Here is a 16346-nt window from a genome sequence, read left to right on the forward strand (position 1 = left end):
GCACCCGCGCGCTCACGCCCCTAAGCTGAATATTATGACTACACCACATAGCGTTGATGCTCAGCTTATCGATGCCCCTTTGATCAACATCGCAGTCTTTCGCACTGCCCCCACACCCGAGGAGGTAAGCGAGCGTCTGACCACCACTTTTGGCGATCGCTTGGGAGACATCACTCCGGGCAAGAATCCCGGTAGCCTCATGGCCGAGCTCGATGATTCATTCTTATTGCACTACCAAGCCATCGACACCCCTCCCACCCGCGATAGTTATGGTCTCCACCCCATTTTGAGCGCGGACGCACGCGGTCTCGATTCTGCCACCGCACAAATCCTCGTCTCCGTACTTCCCCGGGATGCAGAGGAGAACCGTGCCAAGCAGTTTCGTGAGGCTCGCCGCGAGCACCTAGAGCTGCTCTCCAAAGCCACCGCTGTGGTAGCTGATCACCCAGAATGCCTCATCGTCCACAATCCCAGAGGAAACGTATCTATCGCTCCGAATACGTTCCTCGAGGCCGTTCGGGACAACCTTGCCCCGATGCACATTGCGCCAGTATGGCTCACCCAAAAGGGAAACAAGATTCTGGGTTATACCGTGGGGCTAGTCCAAGCAGGTCACCCCGAAGTCCAGGCGGCCACCGAATCGATGGATCCCACCGATCTCTATTACAAGCTGGCTAATATCGCAGACCACGTTCTCCAAGGCGCCACCGTCAAGGACGGCGACACCTTAAGCTTCGAAGAAGGTCAGCCGCCCCTGACCGCACAGGAAGAACCCTGGTTTGTAGACGAGTCTCTCCCAGCGGTCACGATTAGTTTCTAGCTAGTACTCTCCTGCCTACGGGAATCCACATAGCGGCAGATGGCAGCCAGCACCGCACCGGAAAGGTTGTGCCACACGGAAAAGACGGCTCCTGGCAGAGCAGCCAATGGGTTCATATACGTCGATGCCAAGGAGGTGGCCAATCCGGAGTTTTGCATGCCCACCTCGACGGCCATCGTGCGCCGAGCGGCGACTGGCTGCTTGGTTATCAATCCGGCTAGGTAGCCCAGACCGTAGCCACACCCGTTGTGGATGATCACGGCAGCAAAGACCAGCGCACCGGCGCTAGCGATGGTGTCGTGCGCTCCGCCCACCACGATGCACACAATAGCGGAAATCGCCGCAACCGAAATCCAAGGCAATGCCGAGTTAATCTTTGCCACTACACGTGGAACCAGCATGCCCATGAGGATGCCGGCGACGACAGGAATGAGCACCACCTTCACAATGGACCATGCCATAGACGAAGCGGAAACCGGCATATACTCCCCTGCCAGCCACAAGGTCAGCAACGGGGTAAGCACCGGTGCCAATAGGGTGGAAATCGAGGTCATGGTCACCGACAGGGCTACATCACCACGCGCTAAATAAGACACCACATTAGAGCTCGTTCCACCGGGAGCGCAGCCTACAAGAATGACCCCGGCCGCTACCGCTTCTGGGAGGTCCATGATTGCTACCACCGCCAATGCCACCAGCGGCATGATGACAAACTGCGCAACTACTCCGATGAGCACGGGAAGCGGCCGGCGGGCCACCAAGGCAAAGTCCACTGGCTTGAGGGTAAGTCCCATCCCGAACATGACGATGCCCAGCAGCGGGGTGACCTGCGGAGCAAAGGAGGCTGCGGTATTCGGTGCGAAGTATCCAATCACTCCACCGATAATCACAAGCACGGGAAAGCCTAGCGCTGCGATAAATGCTTGGCGGTCTTGAGCTGCGGAGGGCCCGGTAGCCGCCACAATCCGATTATCTGTCATACTATCGATACTCATGGACAAAAGAATACGCTCCCACGCAGTGGGAGCGCTATCCTAATATTCGAAATGTGCGCGGTCTCTACCCAAAGAGCGCTTGTGCATTGCGGTAACGCGATTCCGGCACTGTCTTAAGGGTTCCCACGGCCTCCTCCAACGGAACTAGATCAATATCCTCGCCATGGAGAGCTACACACATACCTGACTTGCCCTCATGGGTAGCACGGGCTGCGTGCACGCCGTATCGAGTTGCCAGAACGCGATCATAGGCAGTCGGTGTACCGCCGCGCTGGATGTGTCCCAACACCGTCGTTCGCACGTCATATCCAGTGCGCGCCTTGATCTCATCGCCAATGACCTGACCAATACCGTTGAAAGTCTGGTGACCAAACTGATCCACGCCGCCGGCTTCAAAGTCCATCGTCCCCTCCTTTGGGAGGGCGCCTTCTGCAACGCAGATGATGCCGTATTTTTCACCCATTTGGAAGCGGCGCTCCATCGCCTTGGTGATTTCTGCGATATCGAAAGGCTCCTCGGGCACCACCGTGTAGTGCGCGCCACCGGCCATGCCCGCGTGCAAGGCAATCCACCCCACATGGCGGCCCATAACCTCCACAATCAGAATACGGTTATGGGATTCCGCGGTGGTATGTAAGCGGTCAATAGCATCGGTAGCTACAGATACTGCGGTATCAAAACCAAAGGTGTAGTCGGTGGCATTTACGTCGTTGTCAATGGTCTTTGGAACACCTACTACCGGCACCCCATTATCAGATAGCCACTTTGCCCCCTTGAGGGTGCCCTCTCCTCCGATGGCAATGAGGGCATCCACCTCGGCATCGGCCATATTGGATTTAATCTGATCAAGACCCGCCTTGAACTTATCCGGATGCAGGCGGCCAGTGCCTAGGATGGTGCCACCGCGCAACAAAATGCGGTCGATTTCTGCATCATCATAGAGATCGCGGCGGCGGTCCTCCATCAGTCCCACCCAACCATCTTCATAACCTACGACGGTATCTCCAAATTCATTGGATGCGGTACGCACAACCGCACGAATTACAGCATTGAGGCCGGGGCAATCGCCACCGGACGTTAAAACACCTAGACGCATACCTACCAATCTAGCGCGCTACTTTTAGCCCTGCAGGGTGTCCCGAAAGCAGAGAGCAGAAACCAAGCCCACCACCAGCGCAAGCACGATGACAAGGAGCGAATTAATAAGTGCCACTGCTGGGTCACCTGTTTGCATAACGGCAGACACTAAGGCGACGCCCACTACGGATCCCACTTGGCGGGAGGTGTTATACACGCCAGAAGCAGCACCCATGAGGACCGGCGGCACATCGCGCAGGGTGGTCGCTGCGTTGGAACCCCAGATGAAGGACTGCCCCACGCCAAGGCCTGCAATGGGCAGCCCGAGCACCCACGGCAGGGCGTCTACATGCATCACCCACCATGCCGCAAGCAGCGAAAGAATAAGGAGGGAAAATCCCACCACCCCAAGAATTCGCGGATTCACATAATCCGCCATAACTCCCGCGAGCGGAGATATCAGTAGAGAAACCAGAGCCATTGGCGCCACGATAATGCCGGCCTCGCCTGCTGGAATGCCCTGCATGGCCTGCAGCCACAACATGATGGGTAGCATCACCGCAGCCGCCATAAACCCCATAGCAATGATGCCCACCGAGCCGGCAAGGTAGTTGCGATCGCGAAAGAGCGTCAGCGGCACCAGCGGGCTCGCCCCGCGGGCATCGGCGGTAGCCTGCAATCGAATAAACCCTGCGCTAGCGATTGCTCCGGCGAGCAGAATAAGCCAAATGGTCCAGCCCCACCCCAGTACTGGTCCCTGTTGGATGCCAAAGACAATCGCCGCCAACGCGATCAGAGAAACGACGGCCGATGGCGCATCGATAGACTGCGCGGTAGTAGGCAACTCGGGCACCCACAACAGCGCCAGCACGATGGCCAGCCCCACGAAAGGAATGTGTACCCAAAAAGCGGCCTGCCAACCGAAGTTCCCCACTAAGAAGCCTCCGGCGAGTGGACCGACAAGTGCTGCAATCGAGCCGATGACGCCCCACACACCCAGCGCGCGCCCACGGCGCTCACGTGCGAAGATTCGGTTGATGACGGACATACTTTGCGGCATCTGGAGAGATGCCCCAACGCCTTGCACGGCACGCGCGGCAATGAGTACTTCTACTTGGGGAGCTATGGCACAAACAATCGCACCGACGCCAAAGATAGCCACGCCCAGACAAAACATCCGGCGTTGGCCCAAGACGTCGCCTAGGCGGCCGGCGAAGAGCAGCGGTACCACTGCGGCCAATAAATAAGACGCGGATACCCACATGGCCTGGTTCACACCCGCGCCAAGATCGCGTTGCAGGTTCGGCAGCGCGACCGCCACCATGGATTGGTCCAGAAGAGACACAAAGAATCCGAGGGACAGTGCAAACATGGCGCGCCATGCTTGGCGCTCAGGCGGCAAGTGCGTCTCCACAGTCATAGCCATAAAGTCTAGCGGGGCCAGAATTATCGGCCTAGACTGGCCGCATGTCCATGATTGATATCAAAAAGCCCCAAGACGTTTCTACCGCCACTACTGTCACCCTCGGCCTTATCGGCGGGTGGGTGACCGCCCGCGAAACCGGAATCCGCCCGCTCGGCGGCGTTATCCTCGCCGCCGCTGGCGTGTGGGCAGGTCGCTCTTGGGCAAAGAAAACCACTCCGGCTACCACTGCTGGCCTGTGCGCACTCTACGTGGGCGCATTCGGCGCCTCCCACCCGTTGGCGAAGAAGATTGGCGCCTGGCCAGCCGTCCTTAGCGTGACCGCGGCCTCGGCGGGCGCAGCCTATGCGCTTTCCGACGCCAAGTAATCCCCCCCACACACACAAAATGCGCACCATGCCCGAGGACATGGTGCGCATTTTTAGTTTTAGTGTGCTGCGAGTTTTTACTTGGAAACACTAAACTCGGCCGCAGCTTCCTTGCTACCCAAGGCGACGGTGCCGCCAGGGAGGTTAAAGAAGGAAGGCTTGGACTCAAGGAGGCCGAGCAGGGCGTCGGAAAGCTGCTGCGTATGCTCATCGCACGCCGCGCGGGTGGAGTTAAACTCGCCGACGCTGATGGTGCCATCCGCAGCCACCTTGTAGGTGGTGGTGTAAGTATTGCAGCCATCATTCATCACCAAGGAGTGGTCCTTGGCAAATTCGACGCTAAACTTTCCTTCTTCCTTAATGGAGTGGAGAGTTCCAGTGATGGTCTGACCCTCGATGTGAGGCTCCAGCTTCTCCGCGCCCTTCGGCAGCGGGGCAATAAGCCCAGAGTTGGTCGGCGCGGTCATGCTGAACCCCGGATCGATGGAGGGCACCTGCGCGGCATTGGCAACGCCCACGCCCATGAGTGCAGCGGCGGACAGCGAAAAAATTGCGGTCTTCTTGAAATGCATACCCAATAATTTTACCCCCGCCGAATATAAATTCAACGGGGGTAGATAAACCTTTATGGAATCGCCAGGGACCCCACAGGAAGTGGCTTATTTATTGCGGCCAGCTTCATAGGCAGCGCCGACCTTGTACAGGCGGTCATCTTGGAAGGCTGGCGCCATGATCTGCAGACCGGTGGGCAAATTGGTATCGCTTGCCATACCGGATGGCACAGACATGCCGCACAGGCCAGCCAGGTTCAGCGGCAGAGTGCACAGGTCAAAGTTGTACATTGCCATCGGATCCTCGGCCTTCTCCCCCAGCTTGAACGCGGTAGTCGGGGTGGTCGGGGAAACAAGTACGTCAACCTGCTCGAAGGCGCGAGCAAAGTCCTGGGCAATGAGCGTACGCACGCGCTGCGCCTGCAGATAGTAGGCATCGTAGTAGCCCACGGACAGTGCATAAGTACCCAGCATGATGCGGCGCTTGACCTCTGGGCCAAAGCCTTCTGCACGGGACTGGGACATAACCTGCTCGGCGGAGTGGGAGCCGTCATCGCCGGCGCGCAGGCCGTAGCGCATGCCATCGAAACGCGCCAGGTTAGAGGACACCTCGCACGGCATGATCAGGTAGTACGCAGCCAGTGCGTCATCGAAGTGCGGGCAATCTACCTCGACAATCTCCGCACCTTGCTCGCGCAACTGCTCAACGGCGGCATGGTAGTTCTCCATCACGCCTTCCTGCCAGCCATCGCGCTCAAATTGCTTAATCAGGCCGACCTTGATGCCAGAGAGGTCACCCTTAGCACCCTCGCGTGCAGCGGCGACAACCGGCGCTACCGGCTTATCAACGGAAGTGGCATCGAAAGCATCGTGGCCAGCGATGACCTCGTGCAGGAGCGCGGTATCGAGGACAGTGCGGCCGCACGGGCCCGCTTGGTCGAGGGACGAGGCAGCAGCGATAAGACCGTAGCGAGACACGGTGCCGTAGGTCGGCTTTACGCCTACGGTATTGGTCAGCGCAGCTGGCTGGCGGATGGAACCGCCGGTATCGGTACCAATGCCAAGCGGCGCCTGACCAGAGGCGAGTGCGGCAGCGGTGCCACCGCCGGAGCCACCCGGGGTGCGCTCCGTGTCATAAGGGTTATGCGCTGGGCCAAAAGCAGAGTTCTCATTGGAAGAACCCATAGCAAACTCATCCAGGTTGGTCTTGCCCAGGATGGGGATTCCAGCCTCGCGCAGGCGCTTGGTCACGGTGGCGTCATAGGGAGAAACGTATCCCTCCAGCATCTTGGAAGCGGCGGTTGTCGGCGCATCGGTGGTAACCAGCAAGTCCTTCAGAGCCAGCGGCACGCCGGCCAGACCGGAAGCAGGCTCTTCGCCGGCATCGAGTGCCTTATCCACGGCGTCGGCAGCCGCGAGGGCTTCTTCCGCGCCCACGTGTAGGAAGGAGTTGAGCTCCTCGTTGGTTGCCGCAATACGGTCTAGGAATGCCTGGGTTACCTCGCGGGAAGTAATTTCACGGGCGTGAATCTTCTCCGCCAGCTCGGCAGCAGTCAGGGAGGTCAGGCCCTCCGCGGGAACGGTCAGGTTAGACATTTATTCTCCTCCCAGAATCTGTGGCACAACGAAGCGCTCTTCTTCTACGGCCGGTGCTTGGTCCAAGGCCTGTTCTGCAGTAAGGGTGCGCACAATAACGTCCTCGCGCATCGGGGCGTCCACGGAGTGCGGGTGGCTCATCGGCTCCACGCCCTCGGTATCAACGTTTCCCACCGCGGAAACCGAATCAACAATTTCATCAATCTGCGTTGCGAACTGGGCTAGCTCTTCCTCACTCAGGGCTAGGCGGGAAAGCTTGGCGAGGTGGGCTACCTCATCACGCGAAATCTCAGACACGCGAACTCCATCCTTTTTCTGCATAATTGACACGCGGGTGAAAAATATTCACCGACAGCATGTACTATGTGAATTGCTAACGACCCATGGTACTGCACCGACCACGACGGTTGCCGCGTCACCCCAAATTTGCGTTGCTTGAAGCCCGCATTGTGACGCACGTATCATGTCTGGGACTACAAACTACCGAAAGCGTGCAAGACCATGTCCTTTTTGATCCGCGTACTGCTCCCCGATGCTCCTGGCAGCTTGGGCCAGCTTGCCGACGCCTTTGGACTCGTCGATGGCAATATCCAATCGGTCGATATCGTAGAAAACTTTCCCGATGGAACGGTCATGGATGACATTGTCATTGAGTTGCCGCAAGGCACCATGGCCGATGTCCTCATTACCGCCGCCTCCTCTGTCGAGGGCGTGGAGGTCGACTCCATCCGCCCATTCAGCGGCCGCGTAGACCGCCGCGGGCAAATCGAGCTCCTTGCACGAGTTGCCCATGCCACGAATGTCACTGCCGCTATGGAAGAGGTAGTAGCCGCGATCCCAAGGGCTCTAACCTCCACCTGGTGCATCGTCATCGACAATAACGAGCCCATCCACCGCGTAGCTTCTTCCAATGCCGCCCCCGAAGATGATGGAACCGTACCTCACGATATTGAGGTGGAAAGCGCCCGCGTGCTCAGCCCCGAGCGCGATGAATGGCTCCCGGAGAGTTGGTCGCTTCTCGATTCCGCCCTGGCCGCCGCCCCGCTCGGCGATACCGGCCTAGTTATAGCCATGGGCCGCACCGGCGGCCCTGACTACCTAGCCTCCGAGGTGGAGCACCTAGGTCACATCGGCACTATCTTGGGCAGCTTCCTCAAGTAGCCGGACCGATTTAGGCTTCACCTGTTTCTAGTAGCTGCTGGAATTCCGCTTCATTGAGAATCGGGATTTCCAGCTCACGGGCTTTATCCTCCTTCGAACCGGCGTTTTCGCCAGCCACGAGATAGGAGGTCTTCTTCGAGACCGAACCGGTAGCCTTTCCGCCACGAGAAACAATAGCTTCTTTCGCGGAATCACGGGTGAAGTTCTCCAAACTGCCGGTCACCACGATGGTCAGACCCTCTAGAGTCTGCTCCTTGTGGTCTTCCACCGCTACCTCCATAGCCACCCCTGCGGCAGCCCATTTGTCCACGATAGTGCGGTGCCAGTCCACTTCGAACCAATCATGGAAAGATTGTGCGATGGTCATACCCACGCCATCGACTTCTGCCAGCTCCTCCGTTTTGGCTGCGCGTAGCTTTTCCATGGATCCATAGCGGGAGGCCAGCGCCCGAGCGGCAATTGGTCCCACGTGACGAATAGACAGCGCGACCAGGACGCGCCAGAAGTCACGGCCTTTGACCTCATCCAGATTCTTTAACAAGTTCTGTCCGGCCGTATTGACCTTGACATTTCCTTCTTTTTTGGTGCGCTTGTCCTTTGTATCCTTCTTCGCCGTGTAGACGTCCGAGGCTAGGAGCTTTTCCTCGGTGAGCTCGAAAAGCTCTGATTCGTCGACGAGAATACCATTTTCAATTAAGTCCATTGCCCCCTTCTCGCCCAGGGCCTCAATGTCCAGTGCCTTGCGCGAGGCCAAATACTCCAAGCGCGCGGAAAGCTGTGCTGGGCACGATTGGGTATTGGGGCACCGCCAATCCGCGTCGCCGTCTTTTTGTGGGGCCAACTTCGTGCCGCATGCCGGACAGTTCTCCGGGAATGCCCACTCATACTCGCTACCATCGCGCTGCTCGCGCACTGGTCCGAGCACCTCCGGGATAATCTCGCCCGCCTTGCGAATGATGACGGTATCCCCGATAAGCACACCCTTGCGCTTTACCTCGGACTGATTATGCAAGGTAGCCATGGACACTGTGGAACCGGAGACAAAGACCGGCTCCATAATGGCAAACGGGGTCACTCGCCCGGTACGCCCAACACCCACCTCAATGCCCTTAAGCTTTGTAGTCACCTCTTCCGGTGGATACTTATAGGCAATGGCCCAGCGCGGGGCGCGGGAAGTCGCACCCAGTGCGCGCTGCGAGCCCAAATCATCTACCTTGACGACGAGTCCATCCATCTCAAAGATGGCATCGTGGCGGTGTTCTGCCCAATGTGCCACCTCGTCCTGGACCTGCTCAGCCGAGTAAACCTGCTTGGTATATGGGGAAACGGGCAGCCCCCAAGCCGCAATTGCCTTATAAGCATCATGTTGGGAAGTGGGTGAAAATCCCTCGCGCGCGCCTAGCCCGTGACACACCATTTTCAGGCGGCGCTTTTTCACCTCGGCGCGATCCTTCATGCGCAGTCCACCTGCCGCGGCATTGCGCGGGTTAGCAAACTTTTCCTTGCCATCGGCCGCGCGCTCCTCATTGATCTCTTCAAAATCCTCGGGGCGCATATAGACTTCGCCGCGAATCTCGATCAGCTCTGGGACCGGGTATTCATCTGTCCCCTTGAGCTCATGCGGAATGTCTTCAATCACGCGTGCATTAGCAGTGATGTCTTCGCCCACTGTGCCATCGCCACGGGTCGCGGCGGTAGTCAGGCGCCCATTGCGATAGACCAAATCGATAGACAAGCCATCAATCTTGAGCTCAGTCAGATAAGTCTTTGTTGGGGTTCTATCGAGCCAATCCTGCATCTCGCCAGCGCTAAAGACATTGTCCAAGCTCATCATGCGCTCAAGGTGTTCAATATCCTCACCGGCGCTCGGTGCAGCACCCACCTGCTGGGTAGGTGAATCAGGCACGGCAAGCTCAGGATGTTCTTCTTCGAGTGCAAGAAGGCGTTGGAAGAGGGCATCAAAGTCGGCGTCGGGAATAGCCGGCTCACCGTTGTAGTACAGGTTGCGGTGGCGGCGCACTTCCTGCGCAAGGTCATTCCATTCACGGTGCAGATCAACTGGATTAGTCACGCTGCTCAAGTGTAGCTATCCCTCGTGTCGGGGCTAGCTACTAAGGTATTGATCATGACTTTCGACGCCTCCCGCATGCTCGCCTTCGACCTTGAGACCACCTCGGCCAATCCCAAAGAAGCCCGCATCGTCACCTCTGCCTTAGTCCGCATTGATGGCCGCGATGTACAAAAGGTGGAGCACCTCGCCGATCCCGGAATCGAGATCCCGGAGGAAGCGACCAACGTGCATGGCATCACTACCGAAAAAGCCCGCGCCGAGGGCCGACCGCACGAAGAGGTTCTGAAAGATACGGTCGCGGCCATCAAGGCCGCCTGGGAGGATGGTCTAACGCTCATTGTCTACAACGCTGCTTTTGATCTCACCGTGCTGCGGAGCCTCACCGGCGATTTCACGGTCACTGGCCCGGTCTATGACCCCTATGTAATCGACCGCGTCAGCGATAAATGGCGCAAGGGCAAGCGCACCCTTGGCGCAGTGTGCGAGCACTACGGCGTCGAGTTGGGCAACGCCCACGAAGCTACTGCCGACGCCCTCGCAGCCGCCCGCGTCGCTTGGAAACAGGTACGCCAGCACTACCCCAACTTGGCGCAGATGGATGAAAACGAGCTCATGGAATTCCAGGCGGTCAAGTGGTACGAGGATCGGACTGCATTTAAGAAATACCTAGAGGGCAAGGGCCGCGATGCCTCGGATGTCTCGACTGCATGGCCCCTCATCGGATAAAGTCTCCCAATTCTCCTAAATCTCCAAGTACGGCTAAAAGTCTCCCAAATCTCCGATAACAAGGGTTACACTAGCCATATGGAAAATCCGTTCCGCCCTACATTCGGTGCTCCTCCCCTGTTCTGGGTCGGGCGCGGTATCGTGCTCGATAGCTTCCGCACTGCGCTCGATGGCTCGGCAGGCAATGCTTCCCGCTCCATGGTGCTCAGCGGTGCAAGGGGCATCGGCAAGACTGTTCTCATCAACGAGTTGGAGGACATCGCCGAGGCCCGAGGGTGGGTAACGCTACGCGCCTCAGGGCGCTCCACCATGGTCGAGGAACTGGTCAATACCACCATCCCCAGGCTGCTTGAACAACTCTCTCCGAGCGACAAGAAGAAGGTCAGCCGCATCGGCATCGGCGGCGTAGGGTCAATCGGCTTTGATCATCAAAAGGAAGATCGCTTCACCCCCACGCTGAATACTCGCCTGCGTGAGCTTTCCGCAGAGCTAAAAGGCACCGGAATCCTGCTTACCATCGACGAGGTGCAAGACGCCGATGTCGAAGAGCTCACCACCATCGCCGTGGCCTACCAAGACCTAGTGCGCGATGAAATTGATATCGCTTTGGTAGCCGCCGGCCTTCCCCAAGGGGTCAACCACTTATTAGATCTTCCTGGAGTAACGTTTCTGCGCAGGGCCCAGAAGTTCGTCTTAGGACCGCTGTCTCCGGCCAATTCGCAGCAGGCTCTAGAGCACACAGCGTCTGGCTCGGGGTTAGAGTTTAGCCCCGAGGCGACTAGGGACGCCGCGGCGCTTACCCGCGGCTACCCGTACCTCGTGCAATTGGTTGGCTCGCTGGCATGGGAGCGCAGTCGCCAGAACCAAGAAAGTGGCATTTCTCAGGAGACGATTGCCTCGATAGCTGCAGATGCGATTTCAATTATGGGCGCGCAGGTGCACCAGCCTGCGACGTTGACCTTGCCACCGGCACAGCGGGAGTTTTTGGAAGCAATGGCCGCAGTGGAGCTAGACGGCGTGGCCACCATCGCCGACATAGCAGGACACATGGACCGCACTGTACGATCCTTGTCCGCCACTCGCCAGCGGCTTATCGACGCCGACCTGATCGAACCCACCGCACACGGCAAACTGCGCTACGTCATCCCTTATATGGGCGAATACTTCACCGCCACGGATAGCCGCGGGCGTGTCGATTAAAGATCGCCGGCGTCCCGGACGAGGATGTCGGCGGTCTCAGTGACAGAACGAAGCGAACTAGCCGAAGCCGCACTGGGGAAAACATCGAAGTGGTCGACCAATAGCTCGCGCGGCATACCTATGCGATCAAGGTGGGAAGCTAAGGCGATTGCTTCCTCCCTCGCATCTTTGCCGGGAATGCCCAAGCCGATGCGGTAGCCCGCACTGAGGTGCTCGCCCAATCCGTCATAGTGCTGTGGGGTGGAAAGCTGCTGGCGAAAGCGCGAATCAACCAAAAAAGTCTTCGCTGCGCGCGCCACCGACCAAATAGGCGCAGCATGCACATAGTCGGCCTCAAACGCTAAAAGGCTTTCTAGGACGACTTCCTCTGGGACCGCTGGTATCGAGTCGAAATCAGTAGTCCCGGGAATCCGGCCAGCAATGATATCTGCCAGTAGCGGTTCATCGAGTTGTACGTGCACCTCGCCGTGGAAACGGCGTGCCACATCGTGGGCATGGGTGTGGAGGCCGTGTAAGAGGGCGTCGGAAAGCTCTGCGAAAGCGCTAGAGTCAGTGAACACGCGGTGGCCATCGGAGAGCTCGATGCTCGCCGCCAAAGACCAGGGCCCCAAGGCTTGCACCTTAATGTGGGAAACCGTCTCGCCCCAGACCCCCTGAACCTCATCGAGGTCGCGTTCTAAGCGATCCCAGGTGCGCCGCGTCAAAAGCTGCGGACGCGCAGTCATGCGCCACGACCGCGGACCACGATCGATATTGATGGCCTCGAGCATGCTGGCCGTACGCCCAACCGCATCGGAGCCGAGTCCCCTATCAGGAAGCTGCGGGATAGCGGGCAGGTCAGTCTCACTGATTATGATGTCCGCCGCCTCCGCTACGGAAGTGCCGGGCATGGGGCCAAGTGCAAAGCCGGTCATCTAGGCCGTCCCGCAAATGGTGCCAGAGCCGATAACGATATCTCCCAGCTCATCCGGCGAAGGCAAATACAGCACCGCCGCCTGGCCACGAGCCACGCCGGAAAGCGGCTCCTTGAGCTCAAGGCGCATCTCATCCGCCTCGCGGTCGACGTGCGCGACACAAGGCACCACGGAACCATGCGCACGCACCTGAACCTCACACTCGAAGTCCCCATCCATGCCTGGGTGGAGGTACTTTAGGCGATCAGCGTGAATCGAGGTCACGGCCAAGTCCTCGCGGGCGCCGACGGTAACCGTGCCGGTAGCAGCATCAATATCGGTGACGTAGCGGGGACGGCCGTCGGCAGCCGGCGCCTTGATGTCTAGGCCCTTTCGCTGACCGATGGTGTAGTTCCATGCACCATCGTGCTCTTTAAGCTCCGTGCCCTCCTGATCCACGATCAGGCCAGGGCGAAGCCCGATGCGAGCGCCCAAAAATGCCTGAGTGTTGCCGTCGGGAATGAAGCAAATATCATAGGAATCCGGCTTCTTCGCGGTGGAAAAGCCATACGCCGCGGCCTCTTCACGGATCTGCGGCTTAGGAGTATCGCCAATGGGGAAAAAGCAGTGCTCCAGCTCTTCGGCCGAGATGACGCCCAAGACATAAGACTGGTCCTTATTCTCATCCAAAGAACGGCGCATGTAGCCGTTTTCGTCAATGGTGGCATAGTGACCTGTCGCCACAGCATCGAAGCCGAGCGCCATGCCCTTTTGTAGCAGTGCTCGGAACTTAATCTTCTCGTTACAGCGCAAGCAAGGATTAGGTGTCTCGCCGCGAGCATAGGAATCCACGAAGTCCGTGATGACTTCTTCTTTAAATTCCTCCGAAAAATCCCACACATAGAAGGGGATGCCCAACTTATCGCAGATGCGGCGAGCATCAGCGGAATCCTCTAGCGAGCAGCAACCGCGCGCTTTCTCTCTGGTTTGCTGCGCGTCCTTGTGCAGGGCGAGGTGAACGCCAATCACCTCATGGCCAGCTTCTACCGCCCGGGCGGCGGCAACAGATGAGTCCACGCCGCCGGACATGGCAACCAATACTCGCATCTTGCTCCCCAATTCACCTTGACTACAGGCCCGAAAGTCTACTCCCTAGCCCCAACGCGGTTTAAATCGAATCCATTCCCTAAGCTTGTGTCACATGGGAAGAAAGCGAGCCTCCACCGAACAAGGAATCACCGGCACCTACGAAATCTCGACCGGAACAGCCGAGGTTGTGGCGGATGAGTTCCGCGATGGAGCCTATATCCTCAACGTTAACGGCGTGCCGAGTAGCCACATCGTGCTGGGCGAGCCAGAAGAATTGGAGTTCGAATACATGCGCTGGATTACAGCTGCCGTCGAACGCCTCAATACTCGGCCAGCGAATAAGCTGCGTGCCACCCACCTAGGTGGCGCAGGCTGCTCCCTTCCACGCTATTTTGCCAGCAAGCTCCCGGGTAGCCGCCACACGGTGGTCGAACTCGACGCCAAACTGGGGGAATTGGTGCGTACACTTTTCGACGTCCCCCGTTCCCCTACCGTGAAGATCCGCGCCGGCGAAGCACGCAAAGAAACCGAGGGGTTCCTGCCCGCCAGCCGTGACATCATCATCCGTGATGTATTTGCTGGCGATAAGACTCCGGCTAGCCTCACCACCGTGGAGTTCTTCCAGGCTGCAAAGCAGGCACTAGAGCCAGGTGGACTCTATATTGCCAATTGCGGAGACCATTCTGATCTGCAGCTAGCAAAAAGCGAACTGGCCGGACTAAGCAAGGTTTTTGACCACCTCGCGGTCATCGCGGACCCACCAATGCTTAAAGGCCGGCGCTACGGAAACATCATCCTTATAGCCTCGGATACAGAAATGCCAGCCGAGGGCTCCATTGAAGCCGCTCAGCTGGCTAAGGCACTCCTTGGCGGGGCGGTGCCTGCCCACTACAAGGACGAGGCGTGGACCCGCGCGTTTTTCGCTGGTGCTACTGCAGCACGCGATTAAGTAGCGTGGCTACTTGGCCCGCATCGAAATCGGGAACATCAGCGCCAGCCTTCTTGGCCGCGTTCTTAGCCTCCGAAACTTCGGACTCGGAGACATTGCCAGACTTAACGTTGTTCACGTGACCGGCATTGTCCAACAGGATTGCTAGGTCACTGACAGAGAAGTTCCCCTTTGCCATATCACCCAGATCTTCTACTGGGAGGGCATCCTTGTCCTGCAAGGTCTTCACGAAGCCTGCTAGACCTTGCGCTGCTTGGGGGTCAAGGCCGGACTTTTCGGCGGCGTCGACAAGCTGTGGTATCGCAATCAGTCCTGCTGCGAGGGCTAGGATAGCGCCGATAAGCGGCGTGCTGTCCGAGCTTAGGTCAACGCCATCGCCCACCACGAGCTGTTCGAGCGCGCCGCCGACATCCACATAATTTCCATCGCTAAAGGACTGCAGCTGCTGCTTGGAACCATTAAAAAGGTTCATATCAACGTCGGTAGGAATTCCTGCCACCTTGCCGGAGCCAGAACGCTGCCAGAAGGATAGCTTCTTCCAGCCACCCACGGCCTCGGGCGCCTGATCCTGATAGGCCGCAAGCCACAACGGCATATCCGAGAACTTCTGGGAGTTATTCATCTGCCCCATCCAGAAGTACTTGTAGGTGTAGATCATGGGAGTGCGGCCGGTAAGGCGCTTGAGCTCGCTGGTAAATTCTTCGATCCACTGCTCCAACTGGGCCGCGGATTTACCTTCATCCACCTCGATATCGAGTGCGGGAGGCAATGTCTGATCTGGCGCCAGCGCAATCTGCGCGGCAAAGTTCGCCGCTTGCGTTTTGGCGTCAGTCGATGGACGAGCGTAGTGATATGCGCCTGTCTTAAGGCCGGCAGCGTGGGCGGCCTGAACATCTTCGACGTAGTGCGGATTTACCCAATCCCCACCCTCAGTTGCTTTTACAAATGCAAAAGACTGACCGTCAGTACGTACCTTAGACCAATCGATGGGCGTGCCGCCCGGGTGCTGGTGTGCCGCAACGTCCACGCCCTTAGGGGCGCCAAAGCTCACCGCCTGGGCAACAGCGGTACCACTAATAGCTAGTGCAGCCACGGTAACTACCGCAGTAATACTCTTTCGGAGTGCCTTCTTTGAAGTCATGCGCGTGAGTCTAACAATGGTTTCACTCTATCAACATCTTTAACACGCACCACTTGAGATAATTTTCTTTTCTTCTATTTCTGTCACCGTAGGCAATTTCACCATTTAGAACATATTTTTGCCCCCCTCTTGTGGCGGGCGCACCCACAGCGTAAGATAGACACCGTGAAGATTAGTTCAGCAGTTCTAATATTCGGGGGAAATAATTTTGGAAGCCTATTACATAGTCAATGATCCTAAAGATCCATTAGCAGTTAAAGCTACCGAAATCAGAAAGCAAGATTAC

At 57.9% G+C, this 16346-nt stretch carries 16 protein-coding genes; 6 read left to right on the forward strand and 10 right to left on the reverse strand.

Annotated features, from left to right (window positions below; all coding sequences use genetic code 11):
- The first annotated feature begins 34 nt into the window (after positions 1 to 34).
- The gene (locus I6I12_RS07605; protein ID WP_200287664.1) at positions 35 to 820 is read left to right on the forward strand and encodes a DUF4261 domain-containing protein; all 786 of its coding nucleotides are present in this window, start codon (positions 35 to 37) and stop codon (positions 818 to 820) included.
- On the opposite strand, the gene I6I12_RS07610 is transcribed toward I6I12_RS07605, so the two are convergent.
- The 3 genes from I6I12_RS07610 to I6I12_RS07620 all read right to left on the reverse strand — a co-directional run bounded on the left by I6I12_RS07610 (position 817) and on the right by I6I12_RS07620 (position 4312).
- Positions 817 to 1815, reverse strand: coding sequence for a bile acid:sodium symporter family protein (locus I6I12_RS07610; RefSeq protein WP_234288101.1), 999 nt, complete (start codon positions 1813 to 1815; stop codon positions 817 to 819). The two genes, I6I12_RS07605 and I6I12_RS07610, sit on opposite strands and share 4 nt — an antisense overlap.
- Before the next feature lie 64 nt (positions 1816 to 1879).
- Positions 1880 to 2911 carry an ATP-dependent 6-phosphofructokinase gene (locus I6I12_RS07615; protein WP_023021719.1) on the reverse strand — a complete coding sequence of 344 codons (1032 nt, stop codon included), beginning with the start codon at positions 2909 to 2911 and terminating at the stop codon, positions 1880 to 1882.
- Between the two features lie 24 nt (positions 2912 to 2935).
- Positions 2936 to 4312 carry an MFS transporter gene (locus I6I12_RS07620; RefSeq protein ID WP_200287666.1) on the reverse strand — a complete coding sequence of 459 codons (1377 nt, stop codon included), beginning with the start codon at positions 4310 to 4312 and terminating at the stop codon, positions 2936 to 2938.
- 47 nt (positions 4313 to 4359) lie between these two features.
- Between I6I12_RS07620 and I6I12_RS07625 the strand changes: the two genes are divergently transcribed.
- Entirely contained in the window at positions 4360 to 4683 is a 324-nt protein-coding gene (locus tag I6I12_RS07625) for a hypothetical protein (protein ID WP_005323344.1), read from the forward strand.
- Positions 4684 to 4760: 77 nt separating this feature from the next.
- On the opposite strand, the gene I6I12_RS07630 is transcribed toward I6I12_RS07625, so the two are convergent.
- The 3 genes from I6I12_RS07630 to gatC form a co-directional block, all read right to left on the reverse strand.
- A complete protein-coding gene (locus I6I12_RS07630) occupies positions 4761 to 5255 on the reverse strand; it encodes an META domain-containing protein (protein WP_200287667.1) in 495 nt (164 codons plus the stop codon).
- An 87-nt stretch (positions 5256 to 5342) separates the two neighbouring features.
- Positions 5343 to 6830 (reverse strand): Asp-tRNA(Asn)/Glu-tRNA(Gln) amidotransferase subunit GatA, encoded by a 1488-nt coding sequence (gene gatA, locus I6I12_RS07635; protein ID WP_200287668.1) that lies wholly within the window; start codon positions 6828 to 6830, stop codon positions 5343 to 5345.
- Complete coding sequence (gatC, locus tag I6I12_RS07640) at positions 6831 to 7127, reverse strand: Asp-tRNA(Asn)/Glu-tRNA(Gln) amidotransferase subunit GatC (RefSeq protein ID WP_034656449.1); 297 nt, start codon at positions 7125 to 7127, stop codon at positions 6831 to 6833.
- Positions 7128 to 7331: 204 nt separating this feature from the next.
- Here gatC and I6I12_RS07645 point away from each other — a divergent pair, with 204 nt between their 5' ends.
- On the forward strand, positions 7332 to 7991 hold the full coding sequence (locus tag I6I12_RS07645) for an ACT domain-containing protein (protein ID WP_200287669.1): 660 nt from the start codon (positions 7332 to 7334) through the stop codon (positions 7989 to 7991).
- Between the two features lie 10 nt (positions 7992 to 8001).
- On the opposite strand, the gene ligA is transcribed toward I6I12_RS07645, so the two are convergent.
- The gene (gene ligA, locus I6I12_RS07650) at positions 8002 to 10071 is read right to left on the reverse strand and encodes an NAD-dependent DNA ligase LigA (protein WP_432417957.1); all 2070 of its coding nucleotides are present in this window, start codon (positions 10069 to 10071) and stop codon (positions 8002 to 8004) included.
- 45 nt (positions 10072 to 10116) lie between these two features.
- Between ligA and I6I12_RS07655 the strand changes: the two genes are divergently transcribed.
- Positions 10117 to 10788, forward strand: a complete 672-nt coding sequence (locus I6I12_RS07655) for a 3'-5' exonuclease (RefSeq protein WP_200287671.1) — start codon at positions 10117 to 10119, stop codon at positions 10786 to 10788.
- Between the two features lie 78 nt (positions 10789 to 10866).
- On the forward strand, positions 10867 to 11988 hold the full coding sequence (locus I6I12_RS07660; RefSeq protein ID WP_200287672.1) for an ATP-binding protein: 1122 nt from the start codon (positions 10867 to 10869) through the stop codon (positions 11986 to 11988).
- Here the strand turns inward: I6I12_RS07660 and I6I12_RS07665 are convergent.
- Together I6I12_RS07665 and mnmA are read right to left on the reverse strand one after the other, a co-directional pair.
- Positions 11985 to 12878: a uroporphyrinogen decarboxylase/cobalamine-independent methonine synthase family protein gene (locus tag I6I12_RS07665; protein WP_234288102.1), complete on the reverse strand. Its 894-nt coding sequence runs from the start codon at positions 12876 to 12878 to the stop codon at positions 11985 to 11987. The two genes, I6I12_RS07660 and I6I12_RS07665, sit on opposite strands and share 4 nt — an antisense overlap.
- Before the next feature lie 24 nt (positions 12879 to 12902).
- The gene (mnmA, locus tag I6I12_RS07670) at positions 12903 to 13988 is read right to left on the reverse strand and encodes a tRNA 2-thiouridine(34) synthase MnmA (RefSeq protein WP_200287676.1); all 1086 of its coding nucleotides are present in this window, start codon (positions 13986 to 13988) and stop codon (positions 12903 to 12905) included.
- A gap of 94 nt (positions 13989 to 14082) precedes the next feature.
- On the opposite strand from mnmA, the gene I6I12_RS07675 reads away from it, so the two are divergent.
- On the forward strand, positions 14083 to 14919 hold the full coding sequence (locus tag I6I12_RS07675) for a spermidine synthase (RefSeq protein WP_200287678.1): 837 nt from the start codon (positions 14083 to 14085) through the stop codon (positions 14917 to 14919).
- Here I6I12_RS07675 and I6I12_RS07680 read toward each other — a convergent pair.
- Positions 14900 to 16060: a glycoside hydrolase family 25 protein gene (locus I6I12_RS07680; RefSeq protein WP_023021732.1), complete on the reverse strand. Its 1161-nt coding sequence runs from the start codon at positions 16058 to 16060 to the stop codon at positions 14900 to 14902. The genes I6I12_RS07675 and I6I12_RS07680 overlap by 20 nt on opposite strands.
- Positions 16061 to 16346 lie beyond the last annotated feature (286 nt).

The sequence above is a fragment of the Corynebacterium kefirresidentii genome (assembly GCF_016599755.1).
In the GTDB taxonomy this organism is placed as follows: domain Bacteria; phylum Actinomycetota; class Actinomycetes; order Mycobacteriales; family Mycobacteriaceae; genus Corynebacterium; species Corynebacterium kefirresidentii.